An 18256-nucleotide genomic window follows, 5' to 3' on the forward strand; every position below is an offset into this window, starting at 1 on the left:
CGGGGAGGGATTCCCGCCCGTCCCCTGTCCGCTGTCACCGGTGTGCGAGGGGCCCCGTGACGCTGGGCTCCGGGACCGGCTGGGCGGGCGGGCGTTGGGACGGGCGCGGCTCAGCGGCTGCCCGGGCCGCCGTGGGCGGTGAGGGGGGCACCGGCTGCGACGGTGCCTGTGATGGCGGCAGCGGCTGAGACGGGGCGGGGGCGGGCGCGGATGCCGCGGGGGCCGGCGCCGAGGTCTGCGGGCTCGGGCTCGCCGGGGACGCCGTCTGACGCTCAGGGGTCGGGTTCACTGATGCGCCGGTGCCGGGCCTGGGGGCATCGGTGTCCGCCGGATTCGGGTGCTGTGCGTCGTGGCCCCCGCGCTCCCTGGTGTCACGGTCGTCCCGCTCGTCGTTCTCAGCCCCTTCTGTCTCCTCCTCACCGTCGAACCTCCCCGTGATGTCATCGGGCGGGTTGTCCACCGGTGCCTCGCCCAGCGCCGCAAGGGCTTTCTCCGCCCGACCCGCCAGCAGCGGCGAGAAGTACGGGTTGATCCGAAGGGCTTCGGCCAGATGGCGGCGGGCCGGACCGCCCTCACCCAGCGTGCGCTCGATCTCGCCCTGGTGGTACGAGAAGAGCGCGCTCCGGATCCCGACGGCTCTCGCCCGCTTCGCGTACTCCAGTCCCTCCTGGCCCCGGCCCGCCCGGTGCAGCGCCCACCCCAGAGCGTCCGCGACATACGCGTTGCGCGCCCCGCGGTCCCATTCCGCTTTCAGCCGGCGCACCGCGGACGCCGCCTCGCCGTGGTCGGCCTCGTAGCTCCCGAGCACCAGTTCCTCGTTCACGCCGTACTCCCGCGCCTCGGCCACGCGAGTGCGCAGCAGCGCGTAGTGGCTTTGTGCGTCCCCGTCAAGCCCCAGCGACTCGTACAGCTCACCCGCCTGAAGCGCGTACTCCGGCACCGCCGGTGCCCCCAGCGCCGCTTCGTAGTCCCTGACCGCCTCGTCGGAGCGTCCCAGTGCCGCCAGGGCGCGTGCCCGTCCCGCCAGCGAGGCGTGGCTCTCCGGGTCGGCCCGCAGCGCCGAGTCGTAGTAGCCGACGGCTTCCCCCGGCTCTCCCTCCTCCCAGGCGAGTTCACCGAGCCGGTGCAGGGCGAAGGCGCGTTCGGTCCTGCTGCCCACGCGGGTCATTGCCTCGTACGCCTTCCCCGCCGCGTCCTCGCTGCCCCCGTGGTCGCGGGACGACTGCGCGGACCGGCCCAGCGTCGGCGCGGTGCCCGGCCGCAGCTTCTCCAGCTGCTCCAGTGCCTTCGCGGCCGACTCGTAGTCGCCCAGGCCGCTGTACGCGTCGATCAGCACCGGATAGACCGCCCAGCGCTTGGGCATCCGGGTCCGTACGCCCTCGGCCCAGCGTTTCGCCGACACGTAGTCCCGCCGGGCGTTGGCCAGGGTCGCCATGCCCAGCTCCGCGTCGGCGTTCCCGATCCTGGCGGGCAGCAGCTCCAGCGAACGCTCCAGAGCCCGCTGCGCCTTCGGATAGTCCTCCCATCTGCCGAGCATCGCCGCCCGCTCCACATAGGCGGAGCCGAGCACCGCCCAGGCCGCCTCGTCACCCGGGCGGGAGCGCACCCATCGCTCCCGGTCCGAGATCAGTGCCGACAGATCGCCCAGCGACGCCGGTGCCCCGGCGTCCGCGGCGAGCATGGCCCGCGCGGCCGGTCCCGACGCGGGCGGCGGCGCACCCGTCCCAGGCCCGAAGACCAGGACCCCGGCAACCAGTCCCGCGGCGACCAACGTGCCGATCGCGGCATTCCTGATATTTGGTGCAAATCTTGTCGTCATGCGATCACTTTGAGGGAGCGGCCATCGGATACGAAGAGCACACCCGGTGCAGCGAACGGGATCGCGGACGGGTTCACACCGATGGCCCCCGGTGCAAGTCTGGGATCATGGATGATCTCCTCTCCCGGCTCGTGGCCGGGCTGCGTACGGGACTCCCCGCCGATGCCCTGATCACCGACCCGGACGTGACCGCCACATACGCCAACGACATGGCGAGCTTCTGCGAGGCGGGCATCCCCGCCGTCGTGGTGCTGCCGCGCAGCGTCGAACAGGTGCAGCACGTCATGCGTACCGCGACCGCGCTACGTGTCCCGGTCGTCCCCCAGGGCGCCCGTACGGGACTTTCGGGCGCCGCCAACGCCTCCGACGGCTGCATCGTGCTGTCGCTCGTCAAGATGGACCGGATCCTGGAGATCAACCCCGTCGAGCGGATCGCGGTGGTCGAGCCGGGCGTCGTCAACGCCGTGCTCAGCCGGGCCGCGGCCGAGCACGGGCTCACCTACCCGCCCGACCCGTCGAGCTGGGAGATGTGCACCATCGGCGGCAACATCGGCACCGCGTCCGGCGGGCTGTGCTGCGTCAAGTACGGGGTCACCGCCGAGTACGTGCTCGGGCTCGACGCCGTCCTCGCCGACGGCCGGCTGCTGAGCACCGGCCGTCGCACGGCCAAGGGCGTCGCCGGATACGACCTCACCCGGCTGTTGGTCGGCTCGGAAGGCAGCCTCGGCATCGTCGTCAAGGCGGTGCTCGCGCTCCGGCCCCAGCCGCCCCAGCAGCTCGTGCTCGCCGCCGAGTTCGCCTCGGCCGCCGCCGCCTGCGACGCGGTCTGCGCCATCATGGAACGCGGGCACACCCCCTCGCTCCTCGAGCTCATGGACCGTACGACCATCCACGCCGTCAACCGGATGGCGCAGATGGGCCTCCCCGACAGCACCGAGGCGCTGCTGCTCGCGGCCTTCGACACCCCGAACCCCACCGCCGACCTGGCCGCCGTCGGCGAGCTGTGCGAGGCGGCCGGAGCCACTCAGGTCGTGCCCGCCGAGGACGCCGCCGAGTCCGAGCTGCTCCTTCAGGCGCGCAGGCTCTCGCTCACCGCCCTGGAGGCCGTCAAGTCCGCGACGATGATCGACGACGTCTGCGTACCCCGGTCCCGGCTGGCCGCGATGCTCGACGGCACGGCCGCCATCGCCGAGAAGTACGACCTCACGATCGGTGTCTGCGCCCATGCGGGCGACGGCAACACCCACCCCGTGGTCTGCTTCGACCACACGGACCCCGACGAGTCCCGGCGCGCCCGCGAGTCCTTCGACGAGATCATGGCCCTCGGGCTCGAGCTGGGCGGCACCATCACCGGTGAGCACGGGGTGGGCGTGCTGAAGAAGGAGTGGCTGGCCCGGGAACTCGGGCCGGTCGGGATCGAGTTGCAGCGCGGCATCAAGCAGGTGTTCGATCCGCTGGGCATCCTCAACCCCGGGAAGGTGTTCTGAGGCCCGCGCCTGAAACGCGGCTGACGGCTGCGGCCGAACGCCTACACCTCGCCGTCCTGCGCGTCCTCCCGCTGAGGCGCCGCCGCCAGCAGCTCGGCGAGCACGTCGTCAATCCCGAACCGCTCCGCCTCCGTCCCAGGCGGCACCGCCCGCAGGGTCCGCTCCAGCCAGGCGGCGACCTGCGCGGCGGGGGCCTCCAGCAGGGCGTCCCCGTCCGGCGAGGTCAGCGCTATCAGGATGACGCTGCGTTCGTCCACCTTGGTGGGCCAGATCCGCACATCACCGTGCCCGCTCGGCCTGAACACCCCCTCGACCAGCAGCTCCCGGGCGAACGCCCAGTCCACCGGGTGCTCGGAGCCGATGTGGAAGGTGATGTGCACGGCGTACGGATCGGCCGTGCGATAGGTCAGTCTGGCCGGTACGGGCACGCTCTGCTCCGGCGACAGCACCAGTTTGAGCTCCAGCTCGCGTTCCACCACGGTGTGCATGAGAGTGCACTTCCTTTCCTGGCACGAGGCCCCGGAGCGGGCCACGCAGGGAGAGAGCGCCTTCCCCGCCGACTATTACGTGACTTCGGCCAACAACTTCTCAGTGACTTCGGACACGGCCACCAGACTGGCGCACAGCGTTACCGGAAAGTGGGCCTTATGGCTGGACAGGCCCAGTGCGGGTCGGCGGTCTGATAGATGTGGACCCTGAATCAATGCCTCCAGGCCCTCCAGGAGATACGGGACCACGGTGATGAGCGCCCCAACCCCGGCGACCGGCGACGGCAGCCCCGCAGCCGGCTTCTATCCAGATCCGTCCATCCCCGGCTATGTCCGGTACTGGAACGGTGTGGCGTGGGTGCCTGGCACGAGCCGGCCGGCCCCCAGCGACGGCGCACCCCTGCCCGCGCCTCCGTCCGCCGCGTCGGGGGCGGCAGCGCCGCAGACTCCGCCCGCCCCGTCGCTGGAGGAGACCGGGCCGGTCTTCCTGGACGAGGATCCGGAGCTCATGGCGGGCCGCGGGCCCGAGCCCGCCTCCGTCTGGCAGGCCGACGCCTCCCAGCAGTCGGGCTTCGGCGGCGACCGGGACCGCAGGGTCTCGTGGGGCACGGCGTCGCAGGACCCGCGCATGGGCCCCGCCGGCGGCCCCGGCGCCTCTCCGGAGAGCCCGTCGGCCCCCTCGCCCGCTGAGGCGTGGAGCCCCGCCGCCGCGCGGGAGGCCCGTGTGGCGGCGCCCGGTGCGGCCGCACCGGGGACTGCCGGGCCGTCCGCCGCCCGGTTCGACCGTGCGGCTGATCCGGCGGCCGAAGGGGCCGCGGCCGACCCTGGCCCGGATCCGTCCGGGGGAGCCCTGCCGGGGATGCGCAGCGTGGGCGGTGACACCGGCCGTGGTGAGGGGCGCGCATCCTTCTCCGACGGCAGCGCCGTGCTGCGCGCACAGCAGCCGACCGGCGACACCGCGCCCGCCGAGGGCACGATGACGATCCGTTCGCTGGCGCCCCAGCAGCCCGGGCAGCGTACCCAGCCGGGGGCCGAGCCCCGGCCTCCGCAGTCAGCGGCGCAGGCGACACAGGTGGCACAGGACCCGGGCGCCCCCGACCGTTCCCAGGCTCAGAGCCAGGCCCATCCTCAGGGCCAGGACCAGGCGCACGTCCCGCCGCAGCAGCAAGCGCCGATCAGCGCCGGAGACGGCGGCGGAGCCGCTTCCTGGGCGCAGCAGGTGCACCGGCTGGCCCAGGTCCAGGCTGAGGCCGAACAGCAGTCGGCCGCCCCGTGGAAGCCGCCGGTCAGCGACCCGTTCCTGCAAGCCGCACAGGCCCAGGCGGCGGCCAGGCCTGCCGGTCTCGGCAAGCGGGTCACGGCCCGGCTGATCGACACCGTTGTCCTGGGCGCGGTCGTCGGGGCGGTGGCCTACCCGCTGGTCTCCAGGGCCGTGACGCATATCGACGAGAAGATCGAGGCGGCGAAGCTGTCGGGCGAGACGGTCACCGTCTGGCTGATCGACGCGACCACGCTCCTGATGTTCGGGCTCACGCTGATCGCGCTGCTGCTGCTCGGCACGCTGTACGAGGCGCTGCCGACCGCCAAGTGGGGCCGCACGCTCGGCAAGAAGCTGATGGGCCTCGAAGTGCGGCACATCGAGAGCCATGAGTCGCCCGACTTCATGGCCGCACTGGTGCGCTGGCTGGTGCACGGAGTGCTGGGGGTGCTGCTGATCGGCGTCTTCAACGTGCTCTGGTGCGTGTTCGACCGGCCGTGGCGGCAGTGCTGGCACGACAAGATGGCGCACACCTTCGTCGCCGGTTCACCGGACTGACCGCTGCGGGCATCCCCCGTACGGAGTACACGGCGTTGCGGCGCCGCACCGGGCGGGGTGCACTGGCCCCCATGAGCACTGATCAGCCGCCGCCCGGCCAGCAGCCCGACGACGACCCCTTCCGCAAGAAGGACCAGGGGCCTACACCCCCGCCCGGTGGACCTCCGCCGGGAGGCACCCCGCCTCCCGGAGGGGGCGGCCCCTACGGCGCCCCGCCTCCCGGCTCCCCGTACGGCGGAGCCGGCGGTACGCCTCCGCCGCCGCCCCCGTACGACACGGGCGCCTACGGCGGTGACCCGTACGGGCAGCCCGATCCGCTGCACGGGATGCCCCCGCTCGCGGACTCCGCCAGACGCATCGTGGCCCGTCTGATCGACTGGCTGATCGTCGTGATCCCGCTGGCGTTCATCGCCATTCCGTTCGGGACCTATGACACGAGCCGGGTCGATGACTTCGGCGACTGGGTCAACCAGTACAACAGCGGCTCGTCGTGGATCTACCAGATCATCACCATCCTGGCGTTCGTCCTCTATGACGCCCTGATGGTCAAGCAGAGCGGTCAGACGCTCGGCAAGAAGCTGATGAAGATGCGGGTCGCGATGCTGAACGACGGCAGCACGCCCGACTTCGGATCCTCGCTGGTGCGCTCCGCGGTGCTCTGGCTGCCGGCGCTGCTGTGCTGTCCCTGCGTCTGGCTGCTGATCCTGCTGATCATGATCCTGGTCGACAAGCCCTACAAGCAGGGCCTGCACGACAAGGCCGCCAAGACGGTGGTGGTGTCAACGACGCAGTGAGTGCACGGGGGTGACGGGCTCGGCGGCGGCCCCGGTACCTCCGGGAACGGCGGCGCCACGATGCGGACGCATCGTGTGCGCCGCCTTCGCCTTGGCGGGCGAGGGCAGCGGCACCGTCATGGCGACGAGCAGACCCAGCGCGAGTGCGGCGATGCCGATGACGGCGATGCCGATGCCCGTGGTGGTGCGGGAGAGCAGCAGCATGGCGACGGTCGCGATGACGACGGTGGCCGAACCGTAGACGAGCTGTGCGGTGGTAGGACGCGGCATGGCGGTTTCCGCCCCTCGAAGCATCGGATCATGGGATTGTCACGGTGCGGCCTGCCCTGTCCCAGCGGGACGGCGGCCTCTTACGAGGGTGGATGCCCGAGCCGAACGGCTGGTAAGCGTGACCTAACCCACGGTGCCGGTGCACGGGGGGCGCATGGAGTCATCCGTTCCGAGGGCTGGACGGTCCGATGCGCCTTCTGCAGGCGGGGCCTTCCGCCCCATGGGGAGGGGCAATAGGGTTTTCCCTTGTCTTCCGCGCGCCTGGCCGTCCGGATACCGGAAGAGCGCTCCTACATAGTGCAGTTGGCTTGCACAAGTCAAGGGCTGTCTTTTCCCCGGCAACTCCGATCGAATGTCGTCACTTGTGACGCGCAACCGCCCGCGGACCCTCCCCACACTCCAGGTTCCGCGATGACGCGGGCGCAGGGGAGGACACCATCAAGTGACCAGCAGACGACGTGCCATCAGGGCTTCCGCGATATTCGTGGCGCTCGCGGCGACCGGCGCGACGGCTTCGGCCTTCACCACGGCCCAGGCTGACAGCGCCAACTCACCGGCAGGCATCGAGCGCCACGACCCGGCCCCGGGTACGGCCCCGAAGTCCGGCGAGAAGACCCATGTCGACCACGACCTCGAGGGTCCGTTCAGCAAGCAGCAGGAACAGGAGCGCCAGGCGGCGCTGGAGCGCGTCATCTCCGGTGACGCGACCGTGCAGAAGCGCGGCCAGTCGCAGGTCGTGAAGCTCGGCAAGAAGAAGTACGTCGAGCTCGGCCGCGAGAAGACCGACAAGATCTTCACGATCCTGGTGGAGTTCGGCGACAAGGTCGACGACACCACGATGTTCGACCCGGACGGCGACGGCCCGAAGCCGGCGGTCAAGAAGTACGGCGGCACCGTTGGTCCGCTGCACAACAAGATCGCCCAGCCGGACCGCAACGTGGACAACTCCACGGCCTGGCAGAAGGACTACAACCAGGCGCACTTCCAGGACCTGTACTTCGGCAAGGGCAAGGACAAGAAGGGCAACGCCAAGCACTCGCTGAAGACCTACTACGAGCGCACCTCCTCCGGCCGTTACTCGGTCGAGGGCACCGTCTCGGACTGGGTCAAGGTCGAGTACAACGAGGCCCGTTACGGCTCGAACTACTGCGGCCAGTCCAACTGCTCCAACGTCTGGGACGCGGTCAAGGACGGCGTCAACGCCTGGACCGCGGACCAGAAGGCCAAGGGCAAGTCCGACGCCGAGATCAAGAAGATGCTGTCCGACTACGACAAGTGGGACCGCTACGACTTCGACGGCGACGGCGAGTTCAACGAGCCCGACGGCTACATCGACCACTTCCAGATCGTCCACGCGGGCGAGGACGAGTCGGCCGGTGGCGGTGCCGAGGGCGAGAACGCCCTGTGGGCGCACCGCTGGTATGCCTACGGCACCAACGCGGGCAAGACCGGCCCGGACAACAACAGGGCCGGTGGCACCCAGATCGGCTCGTCCGGCGTGTGGGTCGGCGACTACACCATGCAGCCCGAGAACGGCGGCCTCGGTGTCTTCGCCCACGAGTACGGCCACGACCTGGGCCTGCCGGACCTGTACGACACCTCCGGTGGCGACAACTCCACGGGCTTCTGGTCCCTCATGTCGTCGGGCTCCTGGCTGGGCACCGGCAAGGACAGCATCGGCGACATGCCGGGCGACATGGATGCCTGGAGCAAGCTCCAGCTCGGCTGGCTGAACTACACCAAGGCCAAGGCGGGCAAGAACTCCAGCCACAAGCTGGGTGTGGCGGCGTACAACACCAAGAACCCGCAGGCGCTGGTCGTCGAGCTGCCCAAGAAGAAGCAGACCACCACCGTGGTGGCGCCCGCCGAGGGCTCCAAGCAGTGGTGGAGCGACATGGGTGACGACCTCAAGAACACCCTGACCCGCTCGGTCGACCTCACGGGCAAGTCCAAGGCTTCCCTGGAGCTCTCGGGCTGGTGGGACATCGAGGCCGACTACGACTACCTCTACACCGAGGTGTCGACGGACGGCGGCGCCACCTGGACCCCGATCGACGGCACGGCCGACGGCAAGGCGATCACCCGTGACGCCAGCGACGCCCCGGCGCTGACCGGCCAGTCGGGCGCGTACAAGAAGCTCGCCTACTCGCTGGACGCCTACGCCGGCAAGAAGGTCGACGTCCGCTTCCGTTACCAGACGGACGGCGGCGCGGGCGGCAAGGGCTTCGCTGCCGACGCGATCACCGTCAACGCCGATGGCGCCGCGCTGTTCTCGGACGGCGCCGAGGGCGACGACGCCGGCTGGACCGCGAAGGGCTTCTCCCGCATCGGCGAGTCCTTCACCCAGGAGTACGAGCAGTACTACCTGGCCGAGAACCGTCAGTACGTCTCGTACGACGGCACCCTCAAGGTCGGTCCGTACAACTTCGGCTTCAAGTCGCCGAAGGACGGTTGGGTCGAGCACTACCCGTACCAGAACGGTCTGCTGATCTGGAAGTGGGACCTGTCCCAGAAGGACAACAACACCAGCCAGCACCCGGGTGAGGGTCTGATCCTTCCGGTCGACGCCAACGCCACCCCGCTGAAGTGGGCGGACGGCACGCTGATGCGCAACCGCATCCAGGCGTTCGACTCGACCTTCAGCACCTACCGCTCGGACACCGTCACGCTGCACAAGGCCGACGTCGCGCGCCGCATCGGCTCGCACGCGGGCAACCCGGTGTTCGATGACGGCAAGGGCGTCTACTGGTACAAGGAGAACCCGACCGCTGGTGTGAACGTTACTGACACCAACACCCGGATCTCGATCGTCAAGGAGCCGAAGAGTGGCGAGACGATCTCCGTGAAGGTCGGTCCCTCGAAGAAGTAAATAGCAAAACCGCAGGTCAAAGCATGATCGGCCGTCGCCCCCTAGCGGGCGGCGGCCGATCGTGTTTAGGTGCCTCTGACCACTTCTTATTGACAGCGAACTCACGGGGGAGTGATAGGCATGCCCGGCGGAGGATTCAGCAAGCTGCCAGGCGGCAGCGTCGTGGTGGCCATCGGCCTGCCCGATCCGGCCGGCAGCGACCGCACGGTACGGGTCCTGGTGCACGCGGCGAACCGCGCCCGCGCCCTGACCCGGCTGCGGAACCTGGGGCTGCGGGCGGTCTATCTACGGGGGAACACGGAGCCGCCGACCCCGGACGAGATCACAGCCGTGCTGCACCATCCGGACGGGCTGCTCTGGCGCACCCACGCGGGCATCGCCGGACAACAGGAGCTGTGGCACCCGATACGGGCGCTGCTGAGGCCGGCGGGCAGCGCGTAGGACCCGCTCGGCGGGGTGCCTCGGGGCGGGCGGCGCCGCAGGACCCCGGGGAAGTGCGGGACCGGTGGACGAGGCCGGGAAACGGCGCCCTGGCGGGCCCCCGCCAGGGGCAGGGCCCCGGCCTCAGACCACCGGCTTCCCCGACAGCTCCACGCCCGCCTCGCGCATCGCCCGGAGCGCCCGGGCCACGGTCTCCTCCGCGACCCCCGCGGTCAGATCCAGCAGGACGTGCGCGCGGAAGCCCCCGCGCAGCGCGTCCAGGGCCGTCGCCCGCACGCAGTGGTCCGTCGCGATGCCGACCACGTCTATCTCGCTGACCTCGCGCGCCCGCAGCCATTCGGCCAGTGTCACGCCGTTCTCGTCGGAGCCCTCGAAACCGCTGTACGCGGCCTCATAGGCGCCTTTGTCGAACACCGCCTCGATGGAGCCGCTGGCGACGGCGGGGGCGAAGTTCGGGTGGAAGCCCGCGCCCTCCGTCCCCGCGACGCAGTGCGCCGGCCAGGAGTCGACGTAGTCCGGCTGCTCGGCGAAGTGCGCACCGGGTGCGATGTGGTGATCACGGGTGGCCACCACATGGCGGTAGCCCGCCGTGGACTCGCCGATCAGGTCGGTGATGGCGGCGGCGACATCGGCACCCCCCGCGACCGCGAGGCTGCCTCCCTCGCAGAAGTCGTTCTGTACGTCCACGACGACCAATGCGCGGTGCATGGCGGTTTCCTTCGCTGTGGGGGCCGGCGGCGGTGTGCGGCTGCTTTGCGAGCGGTTCGACGGTTCGAGGGTAGAGACTTCGGGCGCGGTACGGGAGACGGCGATCGTCCGATCATCCGCAGTACGTCATCCGGCGTACTCGGTGGGGATCACCGGCTCACCACGGGACAGCTGGACCGCCGAAACGGGCAGGGCCGCCCGGGCCGCGCCGTGCCGCTCGCGTGCCGCGTCCAGCGGCTCCCGGCCGATGACCTCCCCGCCCTTGACCAGCTCGACAAGGAGCTCCCTGCCCTCGAGCTCCTGCGGCAGCGGCCCGGTGCCCAGCACCTCGGCCTCGGCCACCCCCTGCGGGTCGCGTCGACGGGCCGCCCACTTGCGGCCCCCGACGGACTGCTTTCCCACGGTCGACTTCTTCGCGACCGGCACCAGCGGCGCCCCGGCGTCGGCGGAGGTGGCGCGGGCGACCAGCTTGTAGACCATGGAACAGGTCGGATGCCCGCTGCCGGTGACCAGTTGGGTGCCCACGCCGTACGCGTCCACGGGCGCGGCGGCCAGTGAGGCGATCGCGTACTCGTCCAGGTCCGAGGTCACGACGATCCGGGTGTCCCGGGCGCCCAGCTCGTCGAGCTGCTGCCGCACCCGGTGGGCGACCAGCAGCAGGTCTCCGGAGTCCACCCGCACGGCCCCGGGCCCGGTCCCGGTGATCTCCACGGCGGTACGGACGGCCTCGGTGACGTCATACGTGTCCACGAGCAGCGTCGTCCCGCGTCCGAACGAGTCCACCTGGGCGCGGAACGCGTCCCGTTCGGTGTCGTGCAGCAGGGTGAAGGCGTGGGCGCTGGTGCCGACCGTCGGGATCCCGTAGCGGAATCCCGCGGCGAGATCGGAGGTCGAGTCGAAGCCGCCGATGTACGCGGCGCGCGAGGCGGCGACGGCGGCGAGCTCATGGGTGCGCCGGGCACCCATCTCGATCAGGCGCCGCCCGGCGGCGGCGGTGGACATCCGGGAGGCCGCGGCGGCGATCGCGGAGTCGTGGTTGAGGATCGAGAGGATCACCGTCTCCAGCAGCACGCATTCGGCGAAGGAGCCTTCGACCCGCAGGATCGGCGAGCCGGGGAAGTACACCTCGCCTTCCGGGTATCCCCAGATGTCGCCGCTGAAGCGGTAGTCGGCGAGCCAGTGCAGGGTGGGTTCGTCGATGATGCCGTGGTCGCGGAGGAAGCCGAGCACATCGGGGTCGAACCGGAAGTTCTCCACGGCGTCCAGGACGCGCCCGGTTCCCGCGACCACGCCGTAGCGGCGCCCCGCGGGCAGCCGTCGGGTGAAGACCTCGAAGACCGAGCGCCGCTCGGCCGTGCCGGCCTTGAGCGCGGCCTGGAGCATCGTGAACTCGTACTGATCGGTGAAGAGCGCGGTCGACGGTACGTCGACACGCGGCCTCATATCCGCGGTGTCCATGGCACGATGCTAGCGCACATCTCGTCAAACTGACGAGATCTCTGTCCGGTGGTCTCGTCGCCGCTCTGGCCGGCGGTCCGTTCTGATGCAGTCGGCCGGATTGGCGGGGGTCGTTTGTGCGACGGGCATCCGCGGGTGGCAGCATGGGTGGAGTGACTGTGCCCACCGAGATCGAGCGTCCCCAGTCGGCCGAGGAGACCTTCGCCGTACCCGAACCAGACGTTCCCTGGGTGACGATCGTCCACAACGACCCGGTGAATCTGATGAGCTACGTCACTTATGTGTTCCAGGCGTACTTCGGCTACTCCAAGGACAAGGCCCACAAGCTGATGCTGGACGTCCACCACAAGGGCCGCGCCATCGTCTCCAGCGGCAGCCGCGAAGAGATGGAGCGCGATGTGCAGGCGATGCACGGATACGGACTGTGGGCAACGCTCTCCCAGGACCGCGCCTGATGGCCGGCCACTTCGAGGCGCTGCCCGGCGGCGGCGCGGCCGTCGCACTCGACGAGGTCGAGATCTCCATCCTGCGCTCGCTGGCCGTCCAGCTGCTCGAACTGATCGGACCGGGCGAAGAGCCGGCCAAGGGTGAGGACCCGCTGGCCGCGCTGTTCACCGAAGGCCCGAGCGAGCCGCCCGCGGATCCGGCGCTGGCCCGGCTCTTCCCCGACGCCTACGGCGAACCCGGCAGCGAGGACCCGGACGAGGAACTGCGCGAACACTGCGCCGAGTTCAGGCGCTACACGGAGAACGACCTGCGCACCCGCAAGCGTGATGACGCCCTGGCCGTGGTGCGCAGCCTCGACGCCCTCACCGCCGCGGGCGAGGGCGGCGCGGTGCTCAAGCTCACCGCCCAGGACTCCCTGCACTGGCTCGGCGCGCTCAATGATCTGCGGCTGACGATCGGCACCCGGCTCGAGGTCGCCGACGAGGACGAGAGCGGCGAGCTGTACCGGCTGCCGGACGCCGATCCCCGCAAGCCGATGGTGATGGCGTACCTCTGGCTCGGGGCGCTCCAGGAGACGCTCGTCGAGACCCTGATGCCGTGACGCCCGGCGCCGATGCCGTTCGCGGTCACCTGCCCATGCCGTCGCGGTCACGCGCCCCCGCCCTGTTTCCGGTGATCGCGCCGTGACCTGGGCGACTCCATAGCGTTACCGTTCGTTCGCTCAGCGGACGCTCAAATCCGGATAACGATCGCGTCACTCGATCACCCCTGTTTGGGGTTTTGCGTCACCCGTGTCCGGTTCTTCCTGTGGCGTGCGCCACAATTCCCCGGAGTGATCATCGCGCCCTGCGTGATAGATCTTCACGACCGCCCGGGCACGCCACCCATGTACCCGGGGGCGCTTCGACCGGCAGACCGCCGGCGGCACTCCAGTCACATCCGGGGGGATCAGGACCTGATCCGCAGTCACACCGAGCGGTGTCGCGGATCAGAATGGAGAAAGGCGCACCACCATGACCTCGTTGCAGGTCGACAAGCACGCCGGCACGGCCGGGGACGCTCCGCAGGAGGGCTACGAGCGCGGGCTCGGCAGCCGACAGGTCCAGATGATCGCCATCGGCGGTGCCATCGGCGTGGGCCTCTTCATGGGAGCCGGAGCCAACATCGAGAAGGCCGGCCCCAGCATCATCCTGATGTACGCCCTCGCCGGCGCCATCATCTTCTTCATCATGCGGGCGCTCGGCGAGCTGCTCCTGTACCGGCCGGTCTCCGGCTCCTTCGCGGAGTACGCCCGCGAGTTCCTCGGCCCGTTCTTCGGGTACGTCACCGGCTGGACCTACTGGCTGATGTGGGTCGTCACCGGCATGGCCGAGCTCACCGCAGCCGCCATCTATGTGCACTACTGGTTCCCGAGCATCCCCCAATGGGTCAGTGCCCTGGCCTTCCTCGTGGTGCTGTTCGGCGTCAACCTGATCTCGGTGAAGATCTTCGGCGAGGTCGAGTTCTGGTTCTCGATGGTCAAGGTCACCGCGATCATCGGCATGATCGTGATCGGCCTCGGCGTGCTCACCCTGGGCTTCTCCGACGCCGGCGACACCGCCGCCGTCTCCAACCTCTGGTCCCACGACGGCATCTTCCCGAACGGCATCGGCTCCAGCCTGATGACCCTTCAGGGCGTCATGTTCGCCTACCTCGCCGTCGAGCTCGTCGGCGTCACCGCGGGTGAGTCCGAGAACCCGGAGAAGACCCTGCCCAAGGCGATCAACACGCTGCCCTGGCGCATCATCATCTTCTACGTCGGCGCGCTGCTCGTGATCCTCTCCGTCGTGAAGTGGACCGAGTTCCACGCCGGTGAGAGTCCCTTCGTCCATGCCTTCGACAAGATCGGCATCCCGCTGGCCGGCGGCATCGTCAACTTCGTGGTGCTCACCGCCGCGCTGTCGTCCTGCAACTCCGGCATGTACTCCACCGGCCGGATGCTGCGTGACCTGGCGTCCAACGGCGAGGCCCCGAAGTCCTTCGGCAAGCTCAACGCCCGCAGGACCCCGGCCATCGGCATCACCATCTCCGTGGCCCTCATGGGTGTCGGCGTGGTCCTGAACTACCTCGTCCCGGAGAAGGCGTTCGGCTACGTCGTCTCGGTGGCCACCGCGGCCGGTATCTGGACCTGGATGATGATTCTCATCAGCCACATCCGTTACCGTCATGCGGTCAAGAACGGCAGCCTGCCCGCGTCCTCCTTCCCTGCCCCGGGTGGCTCGGTCGGAAGCTGGATCGCCCTGCTCTTCCTGCTCGGCGTCACCGTCATGATCGCGCTCGAAAGGGACGGCCTCATCTCCCTGATCGTGGGCGCCGTCTGGGGCGTCGGGCTGGCCATCGGCTGGGCGGTGCTCAAGGGCCGCAACCCGCAGCTCGGCGAGCCCAGCCGCCCCGAGTACGCGGACTCCGTCAAGTAGCTCGCTCCCCACAGCGAACATCGGGTCATGCCGGGCTCACCCCGCCCGGCATGACCCGATGTGCGTTCCCGCTCCGGCCGTACCGCGGTCAGGTCAGCCGTACGTCCTTGGCGCTGGCGTACAGCACCACCCCGTCGTCGGTGACCGCGACCCGGGTCGGGGCCAGCCCCACGGGCAGCTCCGGCACAGTGCGCTCGCGATCCTTGAACGCCTCGGTGATCCGGGGGCTCGACGGGTCGATCCGGCTGCCCGCGAAGGACGCCGCGACCGGCACCATGCTGATGGTCCGTCCGGACAGCCGCAGCTCGGCGTGGATGGTCAGCTGCAGCCCGAAGATCTGCCGGTCGATACGCAGCCGCCCGTCGTCCGCGGACAGCGAAGTGCCCTCGCCGAGACCGTCGCCCAGCGAGCTCAGCGGCACGGTGAACCGGGCGTCCGCGCTCGCGGCCGTATAGCCGTCGCCCTTCTCGCTGACCTCGTGCAGCTCCAGTGAGGCCTGTACGGGACGCCCTTCCCCTGTGACGGCGTCCGCCCGCACCGCCACCTCGGGGAATGTGCCCTCGGCGCTGCTCAGCAGGAAGGGGAAGGCGTCGATGCTCACCTCAGGGGTGCCGACCACGGATTTCTGCTGTCCGGCGATCTGGTCGGCGAGCCGCTCCTCGGCCGCCGATGCGGCGACCCGGTCGGCGACGGGCAGTGCGGCAAGCACCACGCTCAGCGTGGCCCCGGTCCACAGCAGCTTCCGGCGTTTGAACGGGCGGGGGACGCGCAGCGCGCTCAGCCGCTTCATGAAGTGCTCCCGTTGCTCGTGCTGCTCGCGAGGGCCGCGTCACCGGAGGTCTCGCCGGACGCGGGGGAGGCCTGGCCAGGGGCCCGGTGGCCCTCGTCCTCCTCATGGCCGTCGTCCTCGATGGCCATGTGCGGCAGCAGCCGGTCCAGCCAGCCCGGCAGCCACCAGTTGGCGCGGCCCAGCAGCACCATCGTGGAGGGGACGAGCACCCCGCGTACGACGGAGGCGTCCAGAGCCACGGCCGTGGCCAGACCGATGCCGAACATCTTCACCACAGGATCGTCCGAGAGCAGATAGCTGAGGAAGACACTGACCATGATCAGTGCGGCCGATGTGATGATCCGCCCCGTTCCGGCGAGGCCGGTGATCACGGCCCGCCGGGTGTCCCGTTGCCGGACATACGCCGCGCGCACCGCGCTGAGCAGGAACACCTCGTAGTCCATGGACAGACCGAACAGCACGGCGAACATCAGCAGCGGCACATATCCGGGAATCGGTACGGCACCTTCGAGCCCGATCAGATCCGCGCCCCAGCCCCACTGGAAGAGCGCGGTGAGCACGCCGTAGGAGGCGGCGACCGAGATCACGTTCATCAGCGCGGCCTTCACCGCGATGACCGGGGAGCGGAAGGCGAACAGCAACAGCAGCGCGGCGACGGCCAGGACGAACCCCACGATCAGCGGCATGCGCTTGCCCAGGCGTTCGTTCATGTCGTCCTGGATGGCCGTGGCACCGCCCACGTGGGTGACCTGCCCGGTGCCTTCGGTGGCCTCGGGCAGCGTCTCGTCCCGCAGCCGGTGCACCAGGTCGGCGGTGGCCGGATCACCGGGCGCGGTGGTGGGGGTGACCTGCCAGCGGGCATGCGTGGCGCCCTTGTCGAGCTGCGTCGGGCCGACGGAAGCGACACCTTCGGTGGCCCGCAGGGCGGCGGTCAGGTCCGTGACCCGGCTGTCGTCCGGGCCGGAGGCACGGCTGGGCAGCGTGGTCACGACCTGGAGGGGACCGGTGGCGCCGGGCCCGAAGGCGTCGGTCAGCCGGTCGTACGCGATCCGGCTGGGTGTCCCCGCCTTCTTGTCGCCCGCGTCGAGCTGACCGAACGACAACTGTGCGGCCGGTATGGCCAGCACCCCGGTCAGTACGAGACCGGCGAGCAGACAGCGCCACGGGCGGGCGGCCACGTACACGGCGATACGGCCCCAGCCCCGCGGGCGCTCGGCGTCCTGGAGCGGCTCCGCGTCGGTCGGTTCGGCGGCACCCGGCTCGGCGCCACCCGCGCCCGCCTTCGCGTCCTGGCGCCGTCTCTTCGGTGCCTTCGGTGTGAGCCGCCGCCCGAGCAGCGAAAGGACTGCGGGCAGCAGAGTGAGGGTCACCGCCATGGCCACGAGCACGGCGATGCCCGGGGCGAGCGCCAGCGCGTGCAGCAGCGGCATACCGCCCAGCGCCAGCCCGGCCAGCGCGGCGATCACCGCGCACCCGGCGAAGGCCACGGCCTTGCCGGAACCGGCCGTGGTGCGCGCCGCCGCGTCCTCGACACCGACTCCGGCCGCCCGCAGCTCACGGAACCGGGTCAGGCAGAAGAGCGTGTAGTCGATGCCCACGCCGAGACCGATCATCGCCGCGATGGTCGTGCCCGTGGACGGCATGTCCATCAGATGACCCGCCAGGCCGATCGCGCACAGCGAGATGGCCAGCCCGATCGCCCCGCTGAGCAGCGGGACCCCCGCCGCGACCAGGCTGCCGAAGCCCACCGCGAGGATGATGAAGGCCGCCGTGAGCCCGATGATCTCGCTGTGGCCGGCGTTGCCGCGGTCCGTCGCGGCGCCGAGATCGCCGCCCGCGGTCACCTCGATCCCGGCGTCGGTGGCGGGAGCCGCGGCGTCCGTGATGCTCCGGGTGGTCTCGGCGGTGATGTCCCGGCCGGTGACGTCGAGTTCGACGAAGAGCTGTCCGGTGTGCTTGTCGGCGCTCAGGGCGCCGCGGGCCTTCGGATCGAACGGCGTGGTGACGGCGACGACATGGTCCACGTCCGCGATGGCCCGGGCGGACTCCTCGATGGCCTTGCGCTGTGCGGTGGCGCTGAGGGCGGGGGAGCCGGGCGCCGTGTACAGCACCACGGGCTGGCGGCCTGACGCCGAGTCGGCGAAGGCCTCCGACATGTCGCGTGCGGCCTGGCTGTCGCTGCCCGGAATGGTCACGGCTTCGGAGGTGACCCGCCCGAACGCCCCCAGGGCGCCGGCCACGGCGATGATCAGCAGCAGCCAGGCGGCCACGGTCCGCTTGGGTCTGCGGGCGCACCAGCGCCCTACGGACAGGAGCATCAGGAAAGTCGTCCCTCTCGTGCGGCGGTGGACCCCGTACCGCGGAGACTCGTGCGGCGGTGGACGTACGGAACGGCCACCCGCGAACCCCCGGG

15 protein-coding genes are annotated in these 18256 nt (G+C 70.4%); 8 read left to right on the forward strand and 7 right to left on the reverse strand.

The window, feature by feature from the left end; genetic code table 11:
• Positions 1-34: 34 nt before the first annotated feature.
• Positions 35-1819: a hypothetical protein gene (locus ACFV6V_RS15050; RefSeq protein WP_385564303.1), complete on the reverse strand. Its 1785-nt coding sequence runs from the start codon at positions 1817-1819 to the stop codon at positions 35-37.
• A 107-nt stretch (positions 1820-1926) separates the two neighbouring features.
• Here ACFV6V_RS15050 and ACFV6V_RS15055 point away from each other — a divergent pair, with 107 nt between their 5' ends.
• The gene (locus ACFV6V_RS15055) at positions 1927-3306 is read left to right on the forward strand and encodes an FAD-binding oxidoreductase (protein ID WP_385564306.1); all 1380 of its coding nucleotides are present in this window, start codon (positions 1927-1929) and stop codon (positions 3304-3306) included.
• A 41-nt stretch (positions 3307-3347) separates the two neighbouring features.
• Here the strand turns inward: ACFV6V_RS15055 and ACFV6V_RS15060 are convergent, their stop codons facing one another.
• Positions 3348-3794, reverse strand: coding sequence for an SsgA family sporulation/cell division regulator (locus tag ACFV6V_RS15060; RefSeq protein WP_385564309.1), 447 nt, complete (start codon positions 3792-3794; stop codon positions 3348-3350).
• 253 nt (positions 3795-4047) lie between these two features.
• Between ACFV6V_RS15060 and ACFV6V_RS15065 the strand changes: the two genes are divergently transcribed.
• Both ACFV6V_RS15065 and ACFV6V_RS15070 read left to right on the forward strand, forming a co-directional pair.
• Positions 4048-5610: an RDD family protein gene (locus ACFV6V_RS15065; protein WP_385564312.1), complete on the forward strand. Its 1563-nt coding sequence runs from the start codon at positions 4048-4050 to the stop codon at positions 5608-5610.
• Positions 5611-5681: 71 nt separating this feature from the next.
• Positions 5682-6404: an RDD family protein gene (locus ACFV6V_RS15070; RefSeq protein WP_385564315.1), complete on the forward strand. Its 723-nt coding sequence runs from the start codon at positions 5682-5684 to the stop codon at positions 6402-6404.
• Here ACFV6V_RS15070 and ACFV6V_RS15075 read toward each other — a convergent pair.
• The gene (locus tag ACFV6V_RS15075; protein WP_361290563.1) at positions 6390-6674 is read right to left on the reverse strand and encodes a hypothetical protein; all 285 of its coding nucleotides are present in this window, start codon (positions 6672-6674) and stop codon (positions 6390-6392) included. The two genes, ACFV6V_RS15070 and ACFV6V_RS15075, sit on opposite strands and share 15 nt — an antisense overlap.
• Positions 6675-7116: 442 nt before the next feature.
• Here ACFV6V_RS15075 and ACFV6V_RS15080 point away from each other — a divergent pair, with 442 nt between their 5' ends.
• Positions 7117-9543 carry an immune inhibitor A domain-containing protein gene (locus tag ACFV6V_RS15080; protein ID WP_385564319.1) on the forward strand — a complete coding sequence of 809 codons (2427 nt, stop codon included), beginning with the start codon at positions 7117-7119 and terminating at the stop codon, positions 9541-9543.
• A 120-nt stretch (positions 9544-9663) separates the two neighbouring features.
• Positions 9664-9984, forward strand: coding sequence for a hypothetical protein (locus tag ACFV6V_RS15085; protein ID WP_385564322.1), 321 nt, complete (start codon positions 9664-9666; stop codon positions 9982-9984).
• A 123-nt stretch (positions 9985-10107) separates the two neighbouring features.
• On the opposite strand, the gene ACFV6V_RS15090 is transcribed toward ACFV6V_RS15085, so the two are convergent.
• Both ACFV6V_RS15090 and ACFV6V_RS15095 read right to left on the reverse strand, forming a co-directional pair.
• Complete coding sequence (locus ACFV6V_RS15090) at positions 10108-10692, reverse strand: isochorismatase family protein (protein ID WP_385564325.1); 585 nt, start codon at positions 10690-10692, stop codon at positions 10108-10110.
• Positions 10693-10818: 126 nt separating this feature from the next.
• A complete protein-coding gene (locus tag ACFV6V_RS15095) occupies positions 10819-12150 on the reverse strand; it encodes a nicotinate phosphoribosyltransferase (RefSeq protein ID WP_385564328.1) in 1332 nt (443 codons plus the stop codon).
• Positions 12151-12293: 143 nt separating this feature from the next.
• Here ACFV6V_RS15095 and clpS point away from each other — a divergent pair, with 143 nt between their 5' ends.
• From clpS to ACFV6V_RS15110, 3 genes are all read left to right on the forward strand, one after another.
• Positions 12294-12605 (forward strand): ATP-dependent Clp protease adapter ClpS, encoded by a 312-nt coding sequence (gene clpS, locus ACFV6V_RS15100; protein WP_385564331.1) that lies wholly within the window; start codon positions 12294-12296, stop codon positions 12603-12605.
• Entirely contained in the window at positions 12605-13198 is a 594-nt protein-coding gene (locus tag ACFV6V_RS15105) for a DUF2017 domain-containing protein (protein ID WP_385564334.1), read from the forward strand. The genes clpS and ACFV6V_RS15105 overlap by 1 nt, the downstream gene beginning before the upstream one ends.
• A gap of 412 nt (positions 13199-13610) precedes the next feature.
• Positions 13611-15053: an amino acid permease gene (locus ACFV6V_RS15110; protein ID WP_385564337.1), complete on the forward strand. Its 1443-nt coding sequence runs from the start codon at positions 13611-13613 to the stop codon at positions 15051-15053.
• Positions 15054-15141: 88 nt separating this feature from the next.
• On the opposite strand, the gene ACFV6V_RS15115 is transcribed toward ACFV6V_RS15110, so the two are convergent.
• Together ACFV6V_RS15115 and ACFV6V_RS15120 are read right to left on the reverse strand one after the other, a co-directional pair.
• Positions 15142-15843, reverse strand: a complete 702-nt coding sequence (locus ACFV6V_RS15115; protein WP_385564340.1) for a DUF2993 domain-containing protein — start codon at positions 15841-15843, stop codon at positions 15142-15144.
• The gene (locus ACFV6V_RS15120; RefSeq protein ID WP_385564343.1) at positions 15840-18161 is read right to left on the reverse strand and encodes an MMPL family transporter; all 2322 of its coding nucleotides are present in this window, start codon (positions 18159-18161) and stop codon (positions 15840-15842) included. Before ACFV6V_RS15120 ends, ACFV6V_RS15115 begins: the two co-directional genes overlap by 4 nt.
• Positions 18162-18256 lie beyond the last annotated feature (95 nt).

The sequence above is a fragment of the Streptomyces sp. NPDC059828 genome, assembly GCF_042731955.1.
Lineage (GTDB): Bacteria > Actinomycetota > Actinomycetes > Streptomycetales > Streptomycetaceae > Streptomyces.

Excerpts from the sequence above, each read along its gene's own strand:
- ACFV6V_RS15050 (WP_385564303.1), bottom strand. The coding sequence starts at position 1,819 with ATGACGACAAGATTTGCACCAAATATCAGGAATGCCGCGATCGGCACG.
- ACFV6V_RS15055 (WP_385564306.1), top strand. The coding sequence starts at position 1,927 with ATGGATGATCTCCTCTCCCGGCTCGTGGCCGGGCTGCGTACGGGACTC.
- ACFV6V_RS15060 (WP_385564309.1), bottom strand. The coding sequence starts at position 3,794 with ATGCACACCGTGGTGGAACGCGAGCTGGAGCTCAAACTGGTGCTGTCG.
- ACFV6V_RS15065 (WP_385564312.1), top strand. The coding sequence starts at position 4,048 with ATGAGCGCCCCAACCCCGGCGACCGGCGACGGCAGCCCCGCAGCCGGC.
- ACFV6V_RS15070 (WP_385564315.1), top strand. The coding sequence starts at position 5,682 with ATGAGCACTGATCAGCCGCCGCCCGGCCAGCAGCCCGACGACGACCCC.
- ACFV6V_RS15075 (WP_361290563.1), bottom strand. The coding sequence starts at position 6,674 with ATGCCGCGTCCTACCACCGCACAGCTCGTCTACGGTTCGGCCACCGTC.
- ACFV6V_RS15085 (WP_385564322.1), top strand. The coding sequence starts at position 9,664 with ATGCCCGGCGGAGGATTCAGCAAGCTGCCAGGCGGCAGCGTCGTGGTG.
- ACFV6V_RS15090 (WP_385564325.1), bottom strand. The coding sequence starts at position 10,692 with ATGCACCGCGCATTGGTCGTCGTGGACGTACAGAACGACTTCTGCGAG.
- ACFV6V_RS15095 (WP_385564328.1), bottom strand. The coding sequence starts at position 12,150 with ATGGACACCGCGGATATGAGGCCGCGTGTCGACGTACCGTCGACCGCG.
- clpS (WP_385564331.1), top strand. The coding sequence starts at position 12,294 with ATGGGTGGAGTGACTGTGCCCACCGAGATCGAGCGTCCCCAGTCGGCC.
- ACFV6V_RS15105 (WP_385564334.1), top strand. The coding sequence starts at position 12,605 with ATGGCCGGCCACTTCGAGGCGCTGCCCGGCGGCGGCGCGGCCGTCGCA.
- ACFV6V_RS15110 (WP_385564337.1), top strand. The coding sequence starts at position 13,611 with ATGACCTCGTTGCAGGTCGACAAGCACGCCGGCACGGCCGGGGACGCT.
- ACFV6V_RS15115 (WP_385564340.1), bottom strand. The coding sequence starts at position 15,843 with ATGAAGCGGCTGAGCGCGCTGCGCGTCCCCCGCCCGTTCAAACGCCGG.
- ACFV6V_RS15120 (WP_385564343.1), bottom strand. The coding sequence starts at position 18,161 with ATGCTCCTGTCCGTAGGGCGCTGGTGCGCCCGCAGACCCAAGCGGACC.